General features: G+C 36.8%; 15 protein-coding genes and 1 pseudogene. 8 read left to right on the forward strand and 8 right to left on the reverse strand.

Annotation, left to right across the window (positions count from 1 at the left end):
* Window positions 1-158: 158 nt before the first annotated feature.
* From AACQ49_RS17445 to AACQ49_RS17460, 4 genes are all read right to left on the reverse strand, one after another.
* Window positions 159-476 carry a hypothetical protein gene (locus AACQ49_RS17445; protein WP_004243593.1) on the reverse strand — a complete coding sequence of 106 codons (318 nt, stop codon included), beginning with the start codon at window positions 474-476 and terminating at the stop codon, window positions 159-161.
* 153 nt (window positions 477-629) lie between these two features.
* The gene (locus AACQ49_RS17450; RefSeq protein WP_063108403.1) at window positions 630-1,268 is read right to left on the reverse strand and encodes a CatB-related O-acetyltransferase; all 639 of its coding nucleotides are present in this window, start codon (window positions 1,266-1,268) and stop codon (window positions 630-632) included.
* A 268-nt stretch (window positions 1,269-1,536) separates the two neighbouring features.
* Window positions 1,537-2,628, reverse strand: a complete 1,092-nt coding sequence (locus tag AACQ49_RS17455; RefSeq protein WP_012368075.1) for an NADH:flavin oxidoreductase/NADH oxidase — start codon at window positions 2,626-2,628, stop codon at window positions 1,537-1,539.
* Window positions 2,629-2,896: 268 nt separating this feature from the next.
* Window positions 2,897-3,163, reverse strand: coding sequence for a DUF2798 domain-containing protein (locus AACQ49_RS17460; RefSeq protein WP_012368076.1), 267 nt, complete (start codon window positions 3,161-3,163; stop codon window positions 2,897-2,899).
* Between the two features lie 983 nt (window positions 3,164-4,146).
* On the opposite strand from AACQ49_RS17460, the gene AACQ49_RS17465 reads away from it, so the two are divergent.
* Together AACQ49_RS17465 and AACQ49_RS17470 are read left to right on the forward strand one after the other, a co-directional pair.
* Window positions 4,147-4,812 (forward strand): response regulator, encoded by a 666-nt coding sequence (locus AACQ49_RS17465; RefSeq protein ID WP_004243597.1) that lies wholly within the window; start codon window positions 4,147-4,149, stop codon window positions 4,810-4,812.
* Window positions 4,813-6,216: an ATP-binding protein gene (locus AACQ49_RS17470; protein WP_004243598.1), complete on the forward strand. Its 1,404-nt coding sequence runs from the start codon at window positions 4,813-4,815 to the stop codon at window positions 6,214-6,216. It abuts the gene before it with no gap.
* Between the two features lie 57 nt (window positions 6,217-6,273).
* On the opposite strand, the gene AACQ49_RS17475 is transcribed toward AACQ49_RS17470, so the two are convergent.
* The gene (locus AACQ49_RS17475; protein ID WP_004250741.1) at window positions 6,274-6,603 is read right to left on the reverse strand and encodes an AzlD domain-containing protein; all 330 of its coding nucleotides are present in this window, start codon (window positions 6,601-6,603) and stop codon (window positions 6,274-6,276) included.
* Window positions 6,600-7,262 (reverse strand): AzlC family ABC transporter permease, encoded by a 663-nt coding sequence (locus AACQ49_RS17480; protein ID WP_012368078.1) that lies wholly within the window; start codon window positions 7,260-7,262, stop codon window positions 6,600-6,602. Before AACQ49_RS17480 ends, AACQ49_RS17475 begins: the two co-directional genes overlap by 4 nt.
* Window positions 7,263-7,347: 85 nt before the next feature.
* On the opposite strand from AACQ49_RS17480, the gene AACQ49_RS17485 reads away from it, so the two are divergent.
* The gene (locus tag AACQ49_RS17485) at window positions 7,348-7,908 is read left to right on the forward strand and encodes a helix-turn-helix domain-containing protein (RefSeq protein ID WP_004250737.1); all 561 of its coding nucleotides are present in this window, start codon (window positions 7,348-7,350) and stop codon (window positions 7,906-7,908) included.
* A gap of 62 nt (window positions 7,909-7,970) precedes the next feature.
* Here AACQ49_RS17485 and AACQ49_RS17490 read toward each other — a convergent pair whose 3' ends face one another.
* Window positions 7,971-8,828 carry a D-amino-acid transaminase gene (locus AACQ49_RS17490; RefSeq protein WP_161779192.1) on the reverse strand — a complete coding sequence of 286 codons (858 nt, stop codon included), beginning with the start codon at window positions 8,826-8,828 and terminating at the stop codon, window positions 7,971-7,973.
* A 186-nt stretch (window positions 8,829-9,014) separates the two neighbouring features.
* Between AACQ49_RS17490 and AACQ49_RS17495 the strand changes: the two genes are divergently transcribed.
* From AACQ49_RS17495 to AACQ49_RS17515, 5 genes and pseudogenes are all read left to right on the forward strand, one after another.
* The gene (locus tag AACQ49_RS17495) at window positions 9,015-9,593 is read left to right on the forward strand and encodes an HdeD family acid-resistance protein (protein ID WP_161779193.1); all 579 of its coding nucleotides are present in this window, start codon (window positions 9,015-9,017) and stop codon (window positions 9,591-9,593) included.
* 712 nt (window positions 9,594-10,305) lie between these two features.
* Window positions 10,306-11,562, forward strand: a complete 1,257-nt coding sequence (locus tag AACQ49_RS17500) for a mechanosensitive ion channel family protein (RefSeq protein ID WP_004250735.1) — start codon at window positions 10,306-10,308, stop codon at window positions 11,560-11,562.
* A gap of 353 nt (window positions 11,563-11,915) precedes the next feature.
* A pseudogene (locus AACQ49_RS17505) lies at window positions 11,916-14,354 on the forward strand (DMSO/selenate family reductase complex A subunit).
* An 11-nt stretch (window positions 14,355-14,365) separates the two neighbouring features.
* Complete coding sequence (locus tag AACQ49_RS17510; protein WP_004243609.1) at window positions 14,366-14,983, forward strand: DMSO/selenate family reductase complex B subunit; 618 nt, start codon at window positions 14,366-14,368, stop codon at window positions 14,981-14,983.
* A 3-nt stretch (window positions 14,984-14,986) separates the two neighbouring features.
* Window positions 14,987-15,763 carry a dimethyl sulfoxide reductase anchor subunit family protein gene (locus tag AACQ49_RS17515; RefSeq protein WP_004243611.1) on the forward strand — a complete coding sequence of 259 codons (777 nt, stop codon included), beginning with the start codon at window positions 14,987-14,989 and terminating at the stop codon, window positions 15,761-15,763.
* 115 nt (window positions 15,764-15,878) lie between these two features.
* Here AACQ49_RS17515 and AACQ49_RS17520 read toward each other — a convergent pair whose 3' ends face one another.
* Window positions 15,879-16,421, reverse strand: coding sequence for a DUF924 family protein (locus AACQ49_RS17520; protein ID WP_004243612.1), 543 nt, complete (start codon window positions 16,419-16,421; stop codon window positions 15,879-15,881).
* Between the last annotated feature and the right edge of the window lie 90 nt (window positions 16,422-16,511).

Raw genomic sequence — 16,511 nt, forward strand, 5'->3', positions numbered from 1 at the left:
GTCCGATTTTATTTGATCAGATAAATCTTTGTGGATACTTTTCAATCACATGAAAATATCAAATAAAATCAATGGGTAAATTGATTACTCACATGTAAAGCAAGAGTTATCCACAGTTAATGTGGATAACAAGAAAGACCTTGCAACAACTTTAGCCGTTAAATAACACAAATTTTTATCACTTCAAATTCAATTTGGCATACAGTCAACTTTGCCCCCGTGATTGCACTTTCAGCCATCACTATCTCTGTTGATGATTGATAACGGCGACACACCTCTAGAGCTAATTCAATACTGGGCTCAATTAATAAAATAGCGCCGATATTTTCAACCGTCGTCGGAAAATCACTCTCTGAGGAGATGGTATAGAGTAAAGATTGCTGATCTTGGGCAATTTGTTGCGCTTTATCTGTTGCGGCTTGATTAACTCTTTGTTGTTTAGCGGAGTCACCGCCACCAGAATGCAGATAGATCATCGTTTCCTCATAAAAATATCAATAATAATTAATTTTTGCTATGTAAACACCCCATCAATATCTGTCGATATAAAGGCCGTTTATATGTAATTAGATAAGACAATGGTAGTCAACAAAAAGCCTTTAATAACAATATTATTAAAGGCTTTAGTTCTATTTCATATCTTGGTTATATTGCGTATGAGCAGTTAACAGCTTATCAATTGAAGCTTGGCATAAATAAGGTTTTAATGCGGCAAACTTTTTCTCTGACCAACTATAAATATTTAAAGATAAAAGTTGCTCTATCACTTTTGGTTCAAAGCGGTATTTAACATGCTTAGCCGGTATTCCACCAACGATACTATAAGGAGCGACATCTTTTGTCACTACACTATTTGCTGCGATAATAGCCCCTTCACCAATAGTAACGCCAGGCATAATCATTGCCCGCATACCTATCCATACACCATCGTGAATATAAGTATCACCTTTACCAATATAGGCTTCTTTAATATTGTCTAAAAATGGATAAAGAGAAAACCAATCCATACGATGAGTATGATTGCCCCCCATCAAAATAACCGCTTCAGCACCAATACAAACATAGTCACCGATATATAATTTATCGATTTCCCATAAGGGTTCCCACTGAAGGCTAATTTCATCGCCATAAAGGTAACGCACTACAGATGCTTCAAAGCCATTATCCCAACAATCACTGTAATAGCTATGTTGACCTTTAATAATAATATTCTTATTTTTTACTGTTTCGTGTAAATATTCGACACGTGACCAATGTTTCGTGTTCATACTATGACTCGCTATAAATTAATGAGCCATCAAAGAATGCTGTATTCTTTGATGATGTGTCCGCATTCCAAAACACATCATGACTAAGCAATCCGTGGTTGTAACAATAACGGATTTTGAACCTTATCCATTCCTTACACTCCTTCACTATTATTATAAGTATCTATAATAATGTGACATAGAAAAACCACAAAGTTGCAACTTGTTAACTATTTTTCCAGCAACTCTGTGGTTTTAAAAATACATTATCTTCTAGCTATCAACTATGCTATTTAAAAAAATCTTTACTACCATGTGGCGCACAACGCAAATATTGCGGAGCGACTTTAATGGTCTGCTTTAACTTTTCAGCCGCATGCCAAGGCCAACGAGGATCATAAAGTATTCCTCTGCCTAATGCGATAAAATCAGCTTGTTCCGTCAGTAAAATAGCTTCTGCTTGCTCTGGCTCTGTAATTAACCCAACCGCAATCACGGGTAATTGTGTTTCATTATAGATGGCTTGAGCAAAAGGAACCTGATAATTAGGTCCTAGCTTGATGGCTTGTTTGTCTGATAAGCCACCGGAAGAAACATGAATATAGTGGCAACCGAGATCTTCAAGATGTTGAGTTAATGCGATAGAACTTTCCAGATCCCATCCTCCCTCAACCCAATCAGTCGCCGATATTCTTACTCCCACACACATTTTGTCAGAGACTGCTTTTTTGACTGCAGTAAAAACATCAATTAACAAGCGACTACGATTATTAAAATCACCGCCATACTGATCGGTGCGATGGTTTGATAATGGTGATAAGAATTCATGCAGTAAATAACCATGAGCACCATGTATCTCAATAACATCAATACCTGCTGACTCAGCTCTTTTAGCTGCTTCAACAAATGCGTTTTTTATCTTTTCAATCTCATCAATTGTTAATGCTTGAGGCTGATGATATTGACCAAAAGCAATACTAGAAGGCGCTACTTTTTGCCAGCCATTCTCATCATCAGGAGCCAATGATTTTCCACCTTCCCATGGCAACGATGTTGATGCTTTTCGCCCCGCATGAGCCAACTGTATACCTATTTTAGCATTAGTATGCTGTTTTATATCGCTAATAAGCTGTTTTAATGCGCGACCATGTTCCTCAGACCATAATCCGAGATCTTTATAACTAATTCTACCTCGAGGCTCTACCGCCGTCGCTTCTATAATCACTAAAGCGGCACCTGATAATGCTAATTGCCCATAGTGCATTGTATGCCAAGATGTGGGTATTCCATCTTGCGCAGAATATTGGCACATTGGTGCAACAATAATACGGTTGTCTAATTGATGAGGTCCTAATTTATTAGGCGTAAATAACAAACTCATGCAAAGCCTCCTGCTATATAAGCAATGAGACAAAAATCATTTTTATCTTATTGTTACGATTAAAAATAATTATTTGCCCTCTATCTGGTTTTAAATGAACCATCACTATAACTTAATAAGGCTAACGCATTAAATGACATAACGCGATAACCTATCTCACAGAGTGCTAAGAAAAACAGACTTCAATGGCTGATCCTAATACAACATCTAATAAAATAGCGGTATTAGATGCCATATTAGGTTATAACGCATTATAGGATATGAAATATTAATGTGGTTTTACTAATAAGAGTGATAGCTTTCTTGCAAAGGGTAAAACGAATAAAACGGTTGGAAACGCAATCATCCAAGATACCCCCCATGAAGAGAACCAAGGTGCAAACATAAGGCTATTTAAACCCATTGTTTTTGCTGTACTAATAAAAGAAACAATGCCACACATCACAAAAGATAGGAAAAACGGAACCAGAAAAATCATGGCTCTTGGTGGCAATTTAGGTATACCCAAAATATTATTTTTATCTTGAAAAAACATAGAAAAGACCCCAATAAAAACGTGTACTACGGCATATAACCGCCAATACAACAGGCGAATACCCATAAAGGTAAAAAAATTAAGTTATATGCGTTGATTAACGTAAACGCTTACGAGTCTTGTAGACTAGACCGATGCTAGTATATAAATGAAAGTATTTTTGTCAAGTAAACTATTATCATTATCATTTGATAAAAACAATAGAATTCATGAATAACTTAAGTGAATCTTTATCTTTCAACAGAACTACACCAAGGGTATAACATTATTACTCATATTTTGAGTTAATTTTTTACCCAATACATTTTATCGGTGAAATGCTCCCTGAGGAGGGGAGCATTTCTGACACAGAACGATTTAATTAATATTAAAAGTGATCATCTAATTGCATATTAATTCCTTTTAATAACAGTGTTTATTCCAATTAAATTGCATAATTTTATTTAGAATATTGAAATGTATAGGGTAAATAAATTAATTAACTCTGATACAACACACTTATCTTACTATATTGTTTTTTATCTAATAGTAAGAAAAGATCGCCTCTTATCTCATATTCAATATGATAAAATTATATTTTCGATATTATCCATTTTCATACAACATATTTATTATCTGCTTATTTATAATTAATGCCTTTATTTTCTATTATTAATAGAATTAATATTATCAATTTACGTTAATGCATTACTTTCTATGAGTTAACTCTTTGGTTATATTGAAATTTAAAACAATACAGTTCATCAATAAATGTCATCATCATCATAAAAGCAAGTATTTATTTATCACCTCTACAAAAGATTCATGTAGAAAGTGATTATTTTATTACTTAAACACCTTACTTTCAGTAAAAATACATATTTAATAATATATTATCTAATATTAAGAGTTGATTAATCACACTTAGCTTTATCTTTTATTATATTGCTCAAACTTTATTTGCCTTTTATACTTTCTTAAAGCATATTTTGATAGGTGTTATTATGAATATTTTATTAGTTGAAGACGATCTGCAATTGGGAAAGGCACTCTGTCGCGGTTTAGAAATTGCTGGTTTTCAGCCCTGCTGGGTAAGATTGCTTGCGGATGCACGTGTTCAATTAAACCAAAAAGCCTTTGATTTAATGTTGCTTGATCTAGGTCTTCCTGATGGTGATGGTCAAGATGAACTTATCGCACTAAGAAAAAGTGGTGAAAAAATACCCATTATTATTTTGACGGCTCGTACTCAAATAGATAACCTAGTACAAACATTAGATTCAGGTGCTGACGATTTCTTACCAAAACCTTTTGCTATGCCTGAATTAATTTCTCGTGTAAAAGCCGTAAGTCGCCGTATGGCCGGTTTCTCTTCACAGATTTGGTCTATTGGTGATTTACAGCTTAATCCCTCGAATCATCAAGTCACTTTAAATGGTGAACTATTGTTATTATCAGGTAAAGAGTACCAGCTATTATATGAGCTGATGCGCAATACAGATAATGTAGTACGTAAATCTGATTTAGAACAACGCTTATTTGGCTTAGATGACAAAATTGAAAGTAACTCACTTGAAGTTCATATGCACAACTTACGCCGTAAAATAGGCAAAGAGCGTATTATTACGGTTCGCGGTATCGGTTATCTCTTAAAAAAAGAAGTGAACTAAATGAAGATCCGCTCTTTCTTTATTTATACTATCTTTCTACAAACGATATCTATCGTGATGTTATGGGGCGTTTGGTTAGCTTGGATAGAATTTGATTATCTTGCTGACTTTGAAACTATCTACAATAAGCAACAAGAAATTATTGCTGAAGGATTTGCCAATACACTCGAAACGGTTTCCTCTCAACCCGAGACAGTAAAACAGATAGCTCACCATTTACAAAATATGTATATCGATACCATGCTTAATGGTGAAGATGATGATTTACACTATTTACCTTGGTTTATTGTCTTAAATAAAGATAATGATCTGATTTATACCAATAGACCGGAACTTTCTCTGCCTAAACGGGTACTGTCGCTTGCCTCTGAAAAAATCTCTGTGGCTGGGGAGAAATGGTATTTATCTTATAGTTGGGGAAAACAACATAAAATTAAAGTTTTTATTGGTGAATCCGTCGAAGATAGAGGACATGTCATTGGTAACCCTATTTCCGGTACTTTTGTGCCCTTCCTATTTATTTTAGCGACGGTGATCTTGGCTATCTTAATTACTGCTTATTTTAGTTTGCGCCCTTTAAGACAAGCCGCAGAGCTGATTTCTAACCGAAAACCTCGCAATTTAACGCCAATTAATGTCGGACAACAATTTAAAGAGATCCGCCCTATCTTTAAAGAGCTTAACCAATTAATGGCAAGAATAGATGCGGCTAATATTAGAGAAAAACAATTTATGGCTGATGCGGCTCATGAGCTAAGAACCCCGATTGCCGCAGTGATTGCCCAATTGCACATTCTCTCTTTAGTCGATGAAAAGCAGGAGCGAGAAGAAATTATTGAAGATATGAAACAATCTCTGGATAGAGCCGCCGCACTTTCCCACCAGCTTATTGATTTAGCGAGATTAGAGTGTGATGATTTCCCTATAAAAATAGAATCCTTTGATGTTTATAATATTATTGGTAATGCTATTGCTCAGCGAGTGCCTTATGCCTTAACAAAAAATATTGAGCTATCTTTAAATGAAGGTATGTCACTTAAAATAGAAACAGATAAACAAGCACTACTGTCTATTTTTAATAACTTATTGGATAATGCAATCAAATATTGCCCCAATAATAGTCAAGTCGAAGTGACTATTGAACATAAAGATACCCATCATCTCAATATTATTCTGCGTGATAATGGACCTGGAATTGCACCAGAGTATATTAGCTCACTATTTTCCCGTTTTTATCGTGTTCCGGGATCACAAGGGACGGGCAGTGGTTTAGGCTTATCTATTGCACAAAATCTCGCTGAAAAAATTCAAGCAACCATTTCCATTACTGAAGGGCTACACAATAAAGGTATTGGTTTTATTATTACCTTACCGTTAAAAATTAAACCACTAGATAACGAGTAAATATAATTATAGGAGGCCTTTGCCTCCTATAATTTTAGTTAAAACTATTAGTTATGCTTATCCCCACAAAGTGGCTATCCAACGTAGCATCGCGGTAATAATAGCAGCACTTAATACCACCAAAATAAAAGGTTTCTTTTTCCAGGTTAAAACGCCTGCAACACCCACACCAATAATCTTGGCAATATCAGCGAGTTGGTCACCATCAAAGAAAGTAGATGTCATTGCAACCGAAAATAAGATCACAATTGCCGAAAGTGAAAACATTTCTTTGACCCGCTCAGACATCCCCGTTTTATTATTTAATAAGATACCGGAGATGCGCATGGCATAAGTTCCTACGGCTAAAATAGCGATACCTGCGATAAGTGAAGTTGTTGAGATCATATTTTTCTCACCACAAATAAAACGCCTAACAAGGATAATAAAACCGGTATTCCCGCAGGGAGAAACAGTGTCGTTGCTAAGGCAATCACACTACCAATAATAGCGGCTTTTCGTGTTAATTTATTTTTCAATGCCGGTAAACTTAGTGCCAAAATAATCGCTGGGAACATCGCATCTAAACCAAGCATTTTTATATCAACAATAAAAGAGCCTAAATAAACACCTAGCATAGTACCTAACGGCCACATCAGTAAAATGCCTAATCCACAAGCCCAAAATGCTAATCTATTTTGCTCAGCAGTCGATTGAGATAACCCAAAAACCACACTTTCATCATTTAATACATGAAAGCCTAATAGTGATTTAATCCCTTTTCCGGGTAACTCTTTCACCGCCATACTAAAAGGGATGTGCCTTGCATTGACCATTAAGCCAGCGAGTGCCGCATAGATGGCGCTTCCTCCCATCGCAACCACTCCGATAAATAGGAATTCAGAAGCCCCTGCCAAAACAAAAATCGATAACGAAAGGGGTACCCAAAAATCGAAACCTTGAGTATGTGCTAAAGCACCATAAGATATTCCAACGATCCCATCCGCTAATGAAACAAGCAGAATATCTCTAAGTACGTTATTATCTAGACGACTGTTAATATGCATAAAAAAACGTATTATTTATTGAACAATTTGTTCATTATGTTGAACGATGTATTTTTTTGCAAGCTGATTTTTGAAGGAAACTATGATGTCATCACCTTCGGCACCCATTGAAATTATTTCTCAATCCATTGCTAGAGAAAGAAAAAAAGCAGGTCTTTCACTTGCAGAAATCGCAAGGCGAGCGGGGATCGCAAAGTCAACGTTATCCCAATTAGAAGCGGGACAAGGTAATCCAAGTATCGAAACTTTATGGGCTATTTGCGTCGCACTCAATATTCCGTTTTCACAACTGATTTCCTCACCTAAACCAGAAGTTAAAGTGATCCGCAAAGGGGATGGATTTAAAATTAGTGCAGAAAAGGCCTATTACCATGCCTTTTTATTGTCATCTTGCCCCAATGGTGCGAAGCGCGATATTTATACGGTTATTGCTCAACCGGGTAAAGATAGAGTATCAGATCCTCATAGTAAAAATGTCACAGAACATATTCTTATAATTAGCGGTCGTGCCATTGTCGGTACTTTAGATAATCAACAAGAGTTATCTCCCGGTGACTATATTTGTTACCCTGGTGACGTTACTCATGTGCTACGTGCATTAGAGCCAGATACTACCGCTGTCATGATCATTGAACATCACAATTAGTGACAATGGTATTATCGCACTGATTTTTCTGATAAAGTCAAAATCAGTGCGATAAAAATTTACTATGGTTTCACACCGGCTTTCTCAAGATAAATCTCTCTTAAGCGTTGTGATAACGCCCCTACCTTACCTTGATTTATTTTTTCATTATCAATGGAGATCACCGGCCAAATTAAGGTAGTCGCTGAACTAATAAAAGCCTCTTTGGCTTGTTTCGCTTCTTCGAGTGTAAATAAACGCTCAATGATGGTGAGTTTTTGTTCTTTGGCTAACTGAATAATCGCTTGTCGCGTGATCCCCGGTAAAATATCTTGGCTTAATGGGCGAGTGATAATTTCATCTTGCTGATTAACAATAAAGAAATTGCTTGAACTCCCTTCGGTGATATAACCCTCTTTGATAAAAATAGCATCATCAGCACCTTGCTGATGCGCATGATGTTTAGCTAAACATGCAGCAAGTAATGCCACCGTTTTAATATCACAGCGTTGCCAACGAATATCCTCAACACTTACGACAGAAATTCCTTTGCTTGCATTAGGATGATTTACCACCGTTGAGTGTTGAACAAATAGCACCAATGTAGGAGCGACTGATGAAGACGGGAAATCAAAAAAACGTGATGAATCGGCGCCACGAGTGACTTGTAAATAGATAAGTCCTTCATGCAGATGGTTCTTATCTATCAATTGCTCGTGGATCTCTTTTAATTGCTCTTTGGTTAATGAAAAAGACATTGATAATGCTTTGCAAGAGCGCTGTAAACGTTGAAAATGCCCTTCAAAATCAATTAATTGTCCGTTAATAACAGCGGTAACTTCATAAACGGCATCAGCAAATAAGAAACCTCGATCAAAAACAGAGATATTAGCTTGTTCTTTAGGTACAAATTGGTTATTTAAATACACAATCTCAGACATTTTACCTCCGTGATAAATTGTATTAACCTTGATAACTTTTCACCACACTACTCTTTCACATTACTATTTCAAATGCTACTGACTTTCTAATACAAATCTTTAATGGCCTTTTTCTTTAAAGAATTCCTGTTATATAGCTAAAAATTGCTATAATTTGCGATAAGGATTACAAATTAAGAGGTTGTTATGTTAGACATTAATAAAAATAATTTATCTCAGCTAACAGAGAAACTCGTTAAAAAGCAGTGTACTTTAATGAGTATCATTGCCATGCTGGGATTACTTGCGGGTATTATCTGTATTATTAACCCTTTTTCTTCAGGGGTCGTGGTCAGTGTTTTCCTCGGTGTGGTGTTTTTTGCTTGTGCAATAACCAGCATAATGGCGGCCTTTAATAGCCGGATCTCTTCTGGTTGGTCGATGTTAATTACTTTACTTGCTGATTTTATCTATCTATTTTTAGGTTATATTTTTATTACCGATCCTTTAAATGGCATGTTAAGCCTTGCATTTATTATCGGTTATTTATTTATCTTTGCAGGAATACTCCGCTTAGTCCTCGGCTTTAAGCAAATTAAAGATAGCTTTTATGGCTGGTTTAATATTTTAGTGGGCTTTTTAGATCTTGTTTTAGCCTATTTCTTACTAGCTTTTGGCCCTGAAACTTCTATAACACTGGTGATGGCATTGATTGGTATACAACTTATTTTAAGTTCTATAACTATTCTATCAATAGCCAGTGCAATCAAGCGGATGACTCGTTAATTGCGTCTTAGTTTATAAGCTGTAGTTGAATATTAGAGCCACTTAATGTGGCTCTAACAGTAGCGGTGTATATATTTTATCCCAATTCGACAAAGCCAACCGAGACTACTTGTCAAATGCCCTTCCTTTTACTTCCTCATTTCTCTACTGCAATAGTTAGTTTAAAAAGACAATATCGCGAAAGGTGCAATAGAAAAAGTCAACTAAGCGCTATAAGCAGAAAAATAATTTTAAAACAATAAGATAGATATAAATTCAAACTTTCTTAAGCTATGGTTACCAACAAAAAATGCTTTCAATATAAAAAATAATTTAAAATTTAAAATATTTTTGTATAAAGCTATTGACTGTTATGAAAATGTGATTAGAATCAGTATCAGAAAATATTTGTGACGAGAATCACATTTTATTAATAGGATACTTAATATGAAATCAATGACTTCTTTTATTACTCATCTGCACCAAGTTGTTGTTAAATTATCTTCAACTCGTTTATTGTAATTCTTTGTATTAAAAAGAATAACTAGCGCATAAAGCCAGAAAATGCACTCTATATCGCAAGAGGCACTATCTGGCTTTTATTTTCTATCTCTTTGATTTTTTCTTATCTTACTCTTCGCGCATCTTTAGTAACAAAAATTTCACTTGTTTGAACTAAAATCCCTCTTCTTGTACCCTAGTATTAAATCACCTTTTATGATGAGGATAGTTTATGCAGCAGCAACTGCTTACATGGATACGTCAGTTTAATGAAGAGTACGCTCAAATCACTTCTCTGTTACTTGTTTTATTGATCATTTTTGTTGTTGCTCTTGTTCTCCACTTTATTTTGCACAAACTTGTGCTCCCTAAGCTTTCAAAAGCTATCAGTAAATACGATCAAAAGTGGCAACTCTCTTTTGAAATTAATAAGTTATTCAGTCGATTTGCCTTTCTTATCCAAGGTGTAGTCATTAATATCCAAGCCTTATTATGGATGGGACCCGGTAAAACACAGGAGATATTAACCACTACAGCTCAAGCATGGTGTTTACTTTTCGGTTTATTGATGATTTTCTCAATTATGGATCTCTGTTTGCAGATCATGAGAAATTCCCCTTCTTTTGGCCGATTACCCCTTAGAGGTATTTTCCAAAGTTTAAAATTAGTCGCCAGCGTGCTGATTGGTATCATGATTGTTTCATTACTGATCGGTAAATCACCGCTTATTTTATTAAGTGGTTTAGGTGCCATGACTGCGGTGTTGATGTTGGTATTTAAAGATCCAATTATGGGACTTGTTGCCGGTATTCAACTCTCCGCCAATAATATGATTAGCTTGGGTGATTGGTTAGAAATGCCTAAATATGGTGCTGATGGTGCCGTAGTGGATATTAGCCTCACCACAGTAAAAGTACGTAATTGGGATAATACCGTTACGACCATTCCTACTTATTCTTTAATTTCTGATTCGTTTAAAAACTGGCAAGCGATGACACAATCAGGTGGGCGTCGAATTAAGCGCAGTTTATCTCTTGATATCAATAGTATTTACTTTTTAGATCAAGAGAATATTGATAAATTAGAAAAGGCACAGCTTCTTGAACCTTATATAAAAAGCAAAGTAGGTGAAATCTCCAGCTATAACGCTAGCCTTTGTCATGAGCATCAAATGCCACTTAATCAACGTGGTATGACGAATGTCGGTACATTTCGCGCTTACGTGGAAGCTTATCTAAAAAATCATCCGAAGATCCATAAACAGATGACCATTATGGTAAGACAGCTTGCCCCAACCTCTGAAGGGTTACCTATCGAAATTTATGCCTTTACCAATACAACCGTGTGGGTAGAGTATGAAGCTATTCAGTCCGATATTTTTGATCATATATTCGCTATTCTTCCTCAGTTTGGTTTACGAATACATCAATCACCAACAGGTAGCGATGTCAGAGCATTAAAATTCCCTACCAATATCGACACACCATAGCCCTAGCGTTCATTATTTAAAAGGGAGATTAATTCTCCCTTTTTTCTATTAAATAGATTAACAAATATTTATAACTATCGACTTTGTTATCATATTAACAATCTTGTTTTAGCCTATTTTTTTAAAATCGATATGTTATTTTTTATATATCGAATCGCTGTTTCCACCTATATATTTGATATTTTATTTACCACTAAAGTGGTATTAACCGCAAAATGTAACCAATTGTTTAATAATTATTTTTTTAGATAACCTTATTAACATTTTTTATATTGATATAAATCATTATAGGTATAGGTGTAATAACTTAACATAGATATACAACTTTATTTGTTGTGAAAAATGTTAGGGTAATGTCAATGTCAAAAATTAAAAATAATGTTTCTATCACTGAAATGAGCCGGCGTGGCTTCATTCAGTCTGCAGCTGTTCTTTCTGGCGCTGCTGCTGTAGCTGGAACGGTATCATTACCTTTCTCTGCTAATGCTCAAACACCCCAGGGTATTCGTCCTGATGAGACGTCTGAAACCATCAAATACAGTGCATGCTTAGTGAACTGTGGTAGTCGTTGCCCATTAAAAGTTCATGTTAAAGATGGTGTGATCCGCCGTATTTCCAATGAAACCATGTTTGATGACTCAACCTTTGGTCTTCATCAGATCCGTCCTTGCTTACGTGGACGTTCCGTTCGTTGGAAAACTTATAATCCAGACCGCTTAAAATACCCCATGAAACGTGTCGGTAAACGTGGTGAAGGGAAATTCGAGCGTATCTCTTGGGATGAAGCGACTTCGATTATCGCTGATAAGCTAAAATATACTATCGATACCTATGGTAATGAGGCTATTTATTACCAATATGGTACTGGATCTACCGGAGCGAATTTACATGGTAGAACAGCCTGTAAACGTCTATTAAGTACAGTCGGTGGCTTCTTAAGTGACTACGGTACTTACTCTTATTCACAATTAACCGGTATCGTCCCTTATGTGTATGGTGATATGCTGGAATCTCTGTTAACAGAAATCGAAAACTCAGATTTGGTTGTGATGTTTGGTCATAATCTTGCTGAAACTCGTATGTCTGGCGGTGGTCAGTTCTATGAAACACTGAATGCGTTAGATAAGAGTAAAAGTAAAGTAATTATTATCGACCCGCGTCGTACTGATAGTGTCACAACATTAGGTGCAGAGTGGATCCCTATCTATCCGGGTACTGATGCTGCATTAGTGGCTGCGTTAGGTTATGTGATGATCCAAGAGGGTATCACTGATGAGGCATTTTTACGTGAATATTGCATCGGTTGGGATAAACAAACTCTGCCAGCCTCAGCACCTGAAAATGGCTCTTACAAAGACTATATTCTCGGTAATGGTCCTGATGGAATTGCTAAAACCCCTGAGTGGGCAAGTCAATTAACCGGAATTTCCGTTGCGCGTATTATTCAATTGGCACGTGAAATTGGTAATGCCAGAGCGGCGTGGATCTCCCAAGGCTGGGGTATTCAGCGTACCAGTAATGGTGAACAAGCTTGCCGTGCAATTATGATGTTGCCATTAATGTCTGGTCATATTGGTCGTCCTGGTACTAATACCGGATGTTGGGGCGGTAGCATTGAATACCCTGTCGCAAGTTTTGCCATACCAAATCCAGTAAAAACCCAGATCCCAACGTTTATGTGGTCTGAAGCGGTTGCTCGTGGTGAAGAGTTAACCAGTAAAAATGCCGGTGTCAGAAATAAAGATAAGCTGGATACGGGCATTAAATTTATGTGGTGTTACTCCAGTAATGTGATTGGTAACCAGCATGCTGATCTCAATAAAACACATGAATTACTGCAAGATGAATCAAAATGTGAATTTATTTTAGTGTGGGATAACCACATGACACCATCAGCAAAATATGCCGATATTTTACTGCCTGATGTCACTACTGTGGAAACTAACGATCTTATCAATAACTCTTATGCTAGTGGTGCGTATCATTATATGGTGCGTTTACAAAATGCCATTGAGCCGTTATGGGAAAATCGTCCTAACTATGATGTATTGGCAGATATCGCTGAAAAATTAGGTGTTAAAGAGAAATTTACTGAAGGTAGAACCTACCAAGAGTGGATTGAGTATTGCTATAACCAAGTAAAAGCAAATAACCCAGCGCTTCCTTCTTTTGCTGAAACTAACGATATGGGGATTGTGGATAGAAAACTTCCTCCTCGTAGCGCTTATGTGGCATTAGAAGCATTTCGCCAAGATCCTATCGCCAACCCACTAAAAACAGCATCAGGTAAAATTGAAATCTATTCTGAGAAATTAATGCAAGACACTGAAGGTTGGATCTTACCAGAAGGTGATCGTATTCCTGCAATTCCAGAATATTGTAAAAATTAAGAAGGTGTTGAAAACGTTACCTTAAAAGAGAAGTTCCCACTGCAAATGACGGGCTTCCACGATAAAGGTCACGTCCACTCTACCTATTTTAACGTCGCAATGTTACGTGAAGCTATTCCCCATCAATTTTGGTTAAACCCCGTTGATGCGGCACAGCGTGGATTAAAATCTGGCGATATTGCTGAGATTTATAACGAACGTGGTCGCTTGCATATTCGTGTCAAAGTGACAGATCGTGTATTACCTGGTGTGATTGCAGTACCACAAGGTGCATGGCGTTCACTTGATACAACAGGTGTAGATACCGGTGGATGTATTAATACATTAACAAGCTGGCACCCATCGCCATTTGCTAAAGGAAATCCACAACATACTAACCTTGTTGAAGTGAAACGTGCATAAGGAGTTAACTCATGAAGCAATATGGTTTTTATTTTGACTCCACTAAATGCACTGGCTGTAAAACCTGTCAAGTCAGTTGCAAGGACGAAAAAGATTTAGATTTAGGCCCTAAATTCCGTCGTGTTTATGAATATGGCGGTGGTAGCTGGGCAAAACAAGACGGTATCTGGACACAAAATATTTATAGTTATTATTTATCAATTTCTTGTAACCACTGCTCTAACCCTACTTGCGTGGCAGGTTGCCCTACTGGCGCGATGCATAAACGTGAAGAAGACGGTTTAGTGGTTGTTAATCAAGATGTTTGTGTTGGATGCCGTTATTGTGAATTACGTTGCCCTTATGGCGCACCACAGTTTGATGAAAAGAAAAAATTGATGTCAAAATGTGATGGTTGCTATGAGCGTGTCGCCCAAGGTATGAAACCGGTCTGTGTTGAATCTTGTCCACAACGTGCACTGGATTTTGATGATATTGAAGTGATCAGAGCGAAACATGGTACAGAGTGTGGTATCGCACCAATGCCAGATCCAAGCTTAACTAACCCAAATATCGTGATAAAAGCACATAAAGATGCAAAACCTTCTGGTGATAAAACCGGCTCAGTTCAAAATGCGGCGGAGGTATAAACCATGCATGAACTTCCTCTTGTCTTTTTTACTGTTTTAGGCTCTAGCGCAGCAGGTCTGTTTCTGATCGCTTATATCAGTAAAAAGTTAGGTCAAATTGATGAACAACAACTGCGTAATGCCAATATTCTTGCTCTGATATTAATGCTTGTGGGCTTAGGTATTGGTGGATTACACGTAGGTCAGCCACTACGCTTTTTCAATATGTTATTAGGCGTAGGCCGTTCTCCAATGAGTAACGAAGCTTTTCTAAGTGGTGTATTTACTGGTTTTGCTTTTGCAACAGTGGCACTCACTATTATGAAAAAATGGCGGGGATTACGTGAAATTTGTAATCTATTTACCGTTATTTTTGGTTTAGCTTTTGTTTGGTCAATTCCGCAAGTTTACCATATTCCAACAATTGCTAACTGGAACACAGATTACACCACATTACAGTTTTGGATGACGCTATTAATTGGCGGTGGAGTACTTGCAATGGTCAGTGGTGCAAGACGTTTAGGGGCATTGTCCTTTATTATCGGTGCCATAATTACCTTTGCAGCACGCTCCGGTTATGTCAGTTTCCTAAGCTTTAATGGCCCAGAATTAAGTGCTGAGCAATCACTGTTTTGGGGTTTCCAATTAGCAGTATTAGCATTAGGTATTGTGGTTGTCGGGTTTAGTGCATTAAAAGCGCAAACCTCAAAAGTGACCTTAGCCACTTGTGCCGCAGCGGTCGTGATTGCTGAATTATCCGGTCGCATTGCCTTTTATAACTTATGGCATATAACCATGTAATATGGGTTTTCTGTGCGATGACGCTTTATCATTATTGATTTATCATCATAAGCATAGTCATCGGCAAGAAACGAAAAACAAAATGCATATCTTTTTAGATATGCATTTTTTCTTTTTAGAATGAGGAGCCGGGTTGTTGTAAAAACGCTAACTCTTCTGGTGTGGAAGTACGCCCTAAAATTTCATTACGATGAGGATAACGACCATATTTATCGATAATCTCTTTATGGCGTAATTCATATTGATACGTGTCGTCATCATTTAATTGTGAAAACAACGCAATGGCATCTTGATGGATTTTTTGTGATTCTGAGTGCATAAATGGCATGATCAGAAATTTGCGTTTTACCGGTGTCAGGGTGAGATATTCGGGTAATCGAATGGCTTCTTGAGCAAGAATTAACGCCATATTATCTTGGGCGAAAGCCTTTGGTGTATCACGCCAAATATTACGTGAAAACTGGTCTAGAATAATAATTTCCCCTAACCGCCCTTCAATGCTCTCGCGCCAAGAGGCAAGCTCTGCGCGACTTGCGCTAATACATAGCTCACCAAATCTATCCTTAATTTCTTTATCAAAAGCGCTATCCTTTTGAAACCACTGTTTTGGGGTACATTCTTCAAACCAAAAGGTTAATACGGGTTGGTAAGGAACCATAGCGATAACCACCTTATATAAATTGATAAGAAATATTATCTCTAAAGTATACAGATTTTTAACCTATGAATAGTATGAAAAAGGTTACAG

Source organism: Proteus sp. G2675, assembly GCF_963886535.1.
Classification (GTDB): Bacteria; Pseudomonadota; Gammaproteobacteria; order Enterobacterales; family Enterobacteriaceae; genus Proteus; species Proteus mirabilis.

Coding starts and splice junctions, on each gene's coding strand:
- AACQ49_RS17445 (WP_004243593.1), bottom strand. CDS start 476: ATGATCTATCTGCATTCTGGTGGCGGTGACTCCGCTAAACAACAAAGA.
- AACQ49_RS17450 (WP_063108403.1), bottom strand. CDS start 1,268: ATGAACACGAAACATTGGTCACGTGTCGAATATTTACACGAAACAGTA.
- AACQ49_RS17455 (WP_012368075.1), bottom strand. CDS start 2,628: ATGAGTTTGTTATTTACGCCTAATAAATTAGGACCTCATCAATTAGAC.
- AACQ49_RS17460 (WP_012368076.1), bottom strand. CDS start 3,163: ATGTTTTTTCAAGATAAAAATAATATTTTGGGTATACCTAAATTGCCA.
- AACQ49_RS17465 (WP_004243597.1), top strand. CDS start 4,147: ATGAATATTTTATTAGTTGAAGACGATCTGCAATTGGGAAAGGCACTC.
- AACQ49_RS17470 (WP_004243598.1), top strand. CDS start 4,813: ATGAAGATCCGCTCTTTCTTTATTTATACTATCTTTCTACAAACGATA.
- AACQ49_RS17475 (WP_004250741.1), bottom strand. CDS start 6,603: ATGATCTCAACAACTTCACTTATCGCAGGTATCGCTATTTTAGCCGTA.
- AACQ49_RS17480 (WP_012368078.1), bottom strand. CDS start 7,262: ATGCATATTAACAGTCGTCTAGATAATAACGTACTTAGAGATATTCTG.
- AACQ49_RS17485 (WP_004250737.1), top strand. CDS start 7,348: ATGTCATCACCTTCGGCACCCATTGAAATTATTTCTCAATCCATTGCT.
- AACQ49_RS17490 (WP_161779192.1), bottom strand. CDS start 8,828: ATGTCTGAGATTGTGTATTTAAATAACCAATTTGTACCTAAAGAACAA.
- AACQ49_RS17495 (WP_161779193.1), top strand. CDS start 9,015: ATGTTAGACATTAATAAAAATAATTTATCTCAGCTAACAGAGAAACTC.
- AACQ49_RS17500 (WP_004250735.1), top strand. CDS start 10,306: ATGCAGCAGCAACTGCTTACATGGATACGTCAGTTTAATGAAGAGTAC.
- AACQ49_RS17510 (WP_004243609.1), top strand. CDS start 14,366: ATGAAGCAATATGGTTTTTATTTTGACTCCACTAAATGCACTGGCTGT.
- AACQ49_RS17515 (WP_004243611.1), top strand. CDS start 14,987: ATGCATGAACTTCCTCTTGTCTTTTTTACTGTTTTAGGCTCTAGCGCA.
- AACQ49_RS17520 (WP_004243612.1), bottom strand. CDS start 16,421: ATGGTTCCTTACCAACCCGTATTAACCTTTTGGTTTGAAGAATGTACC.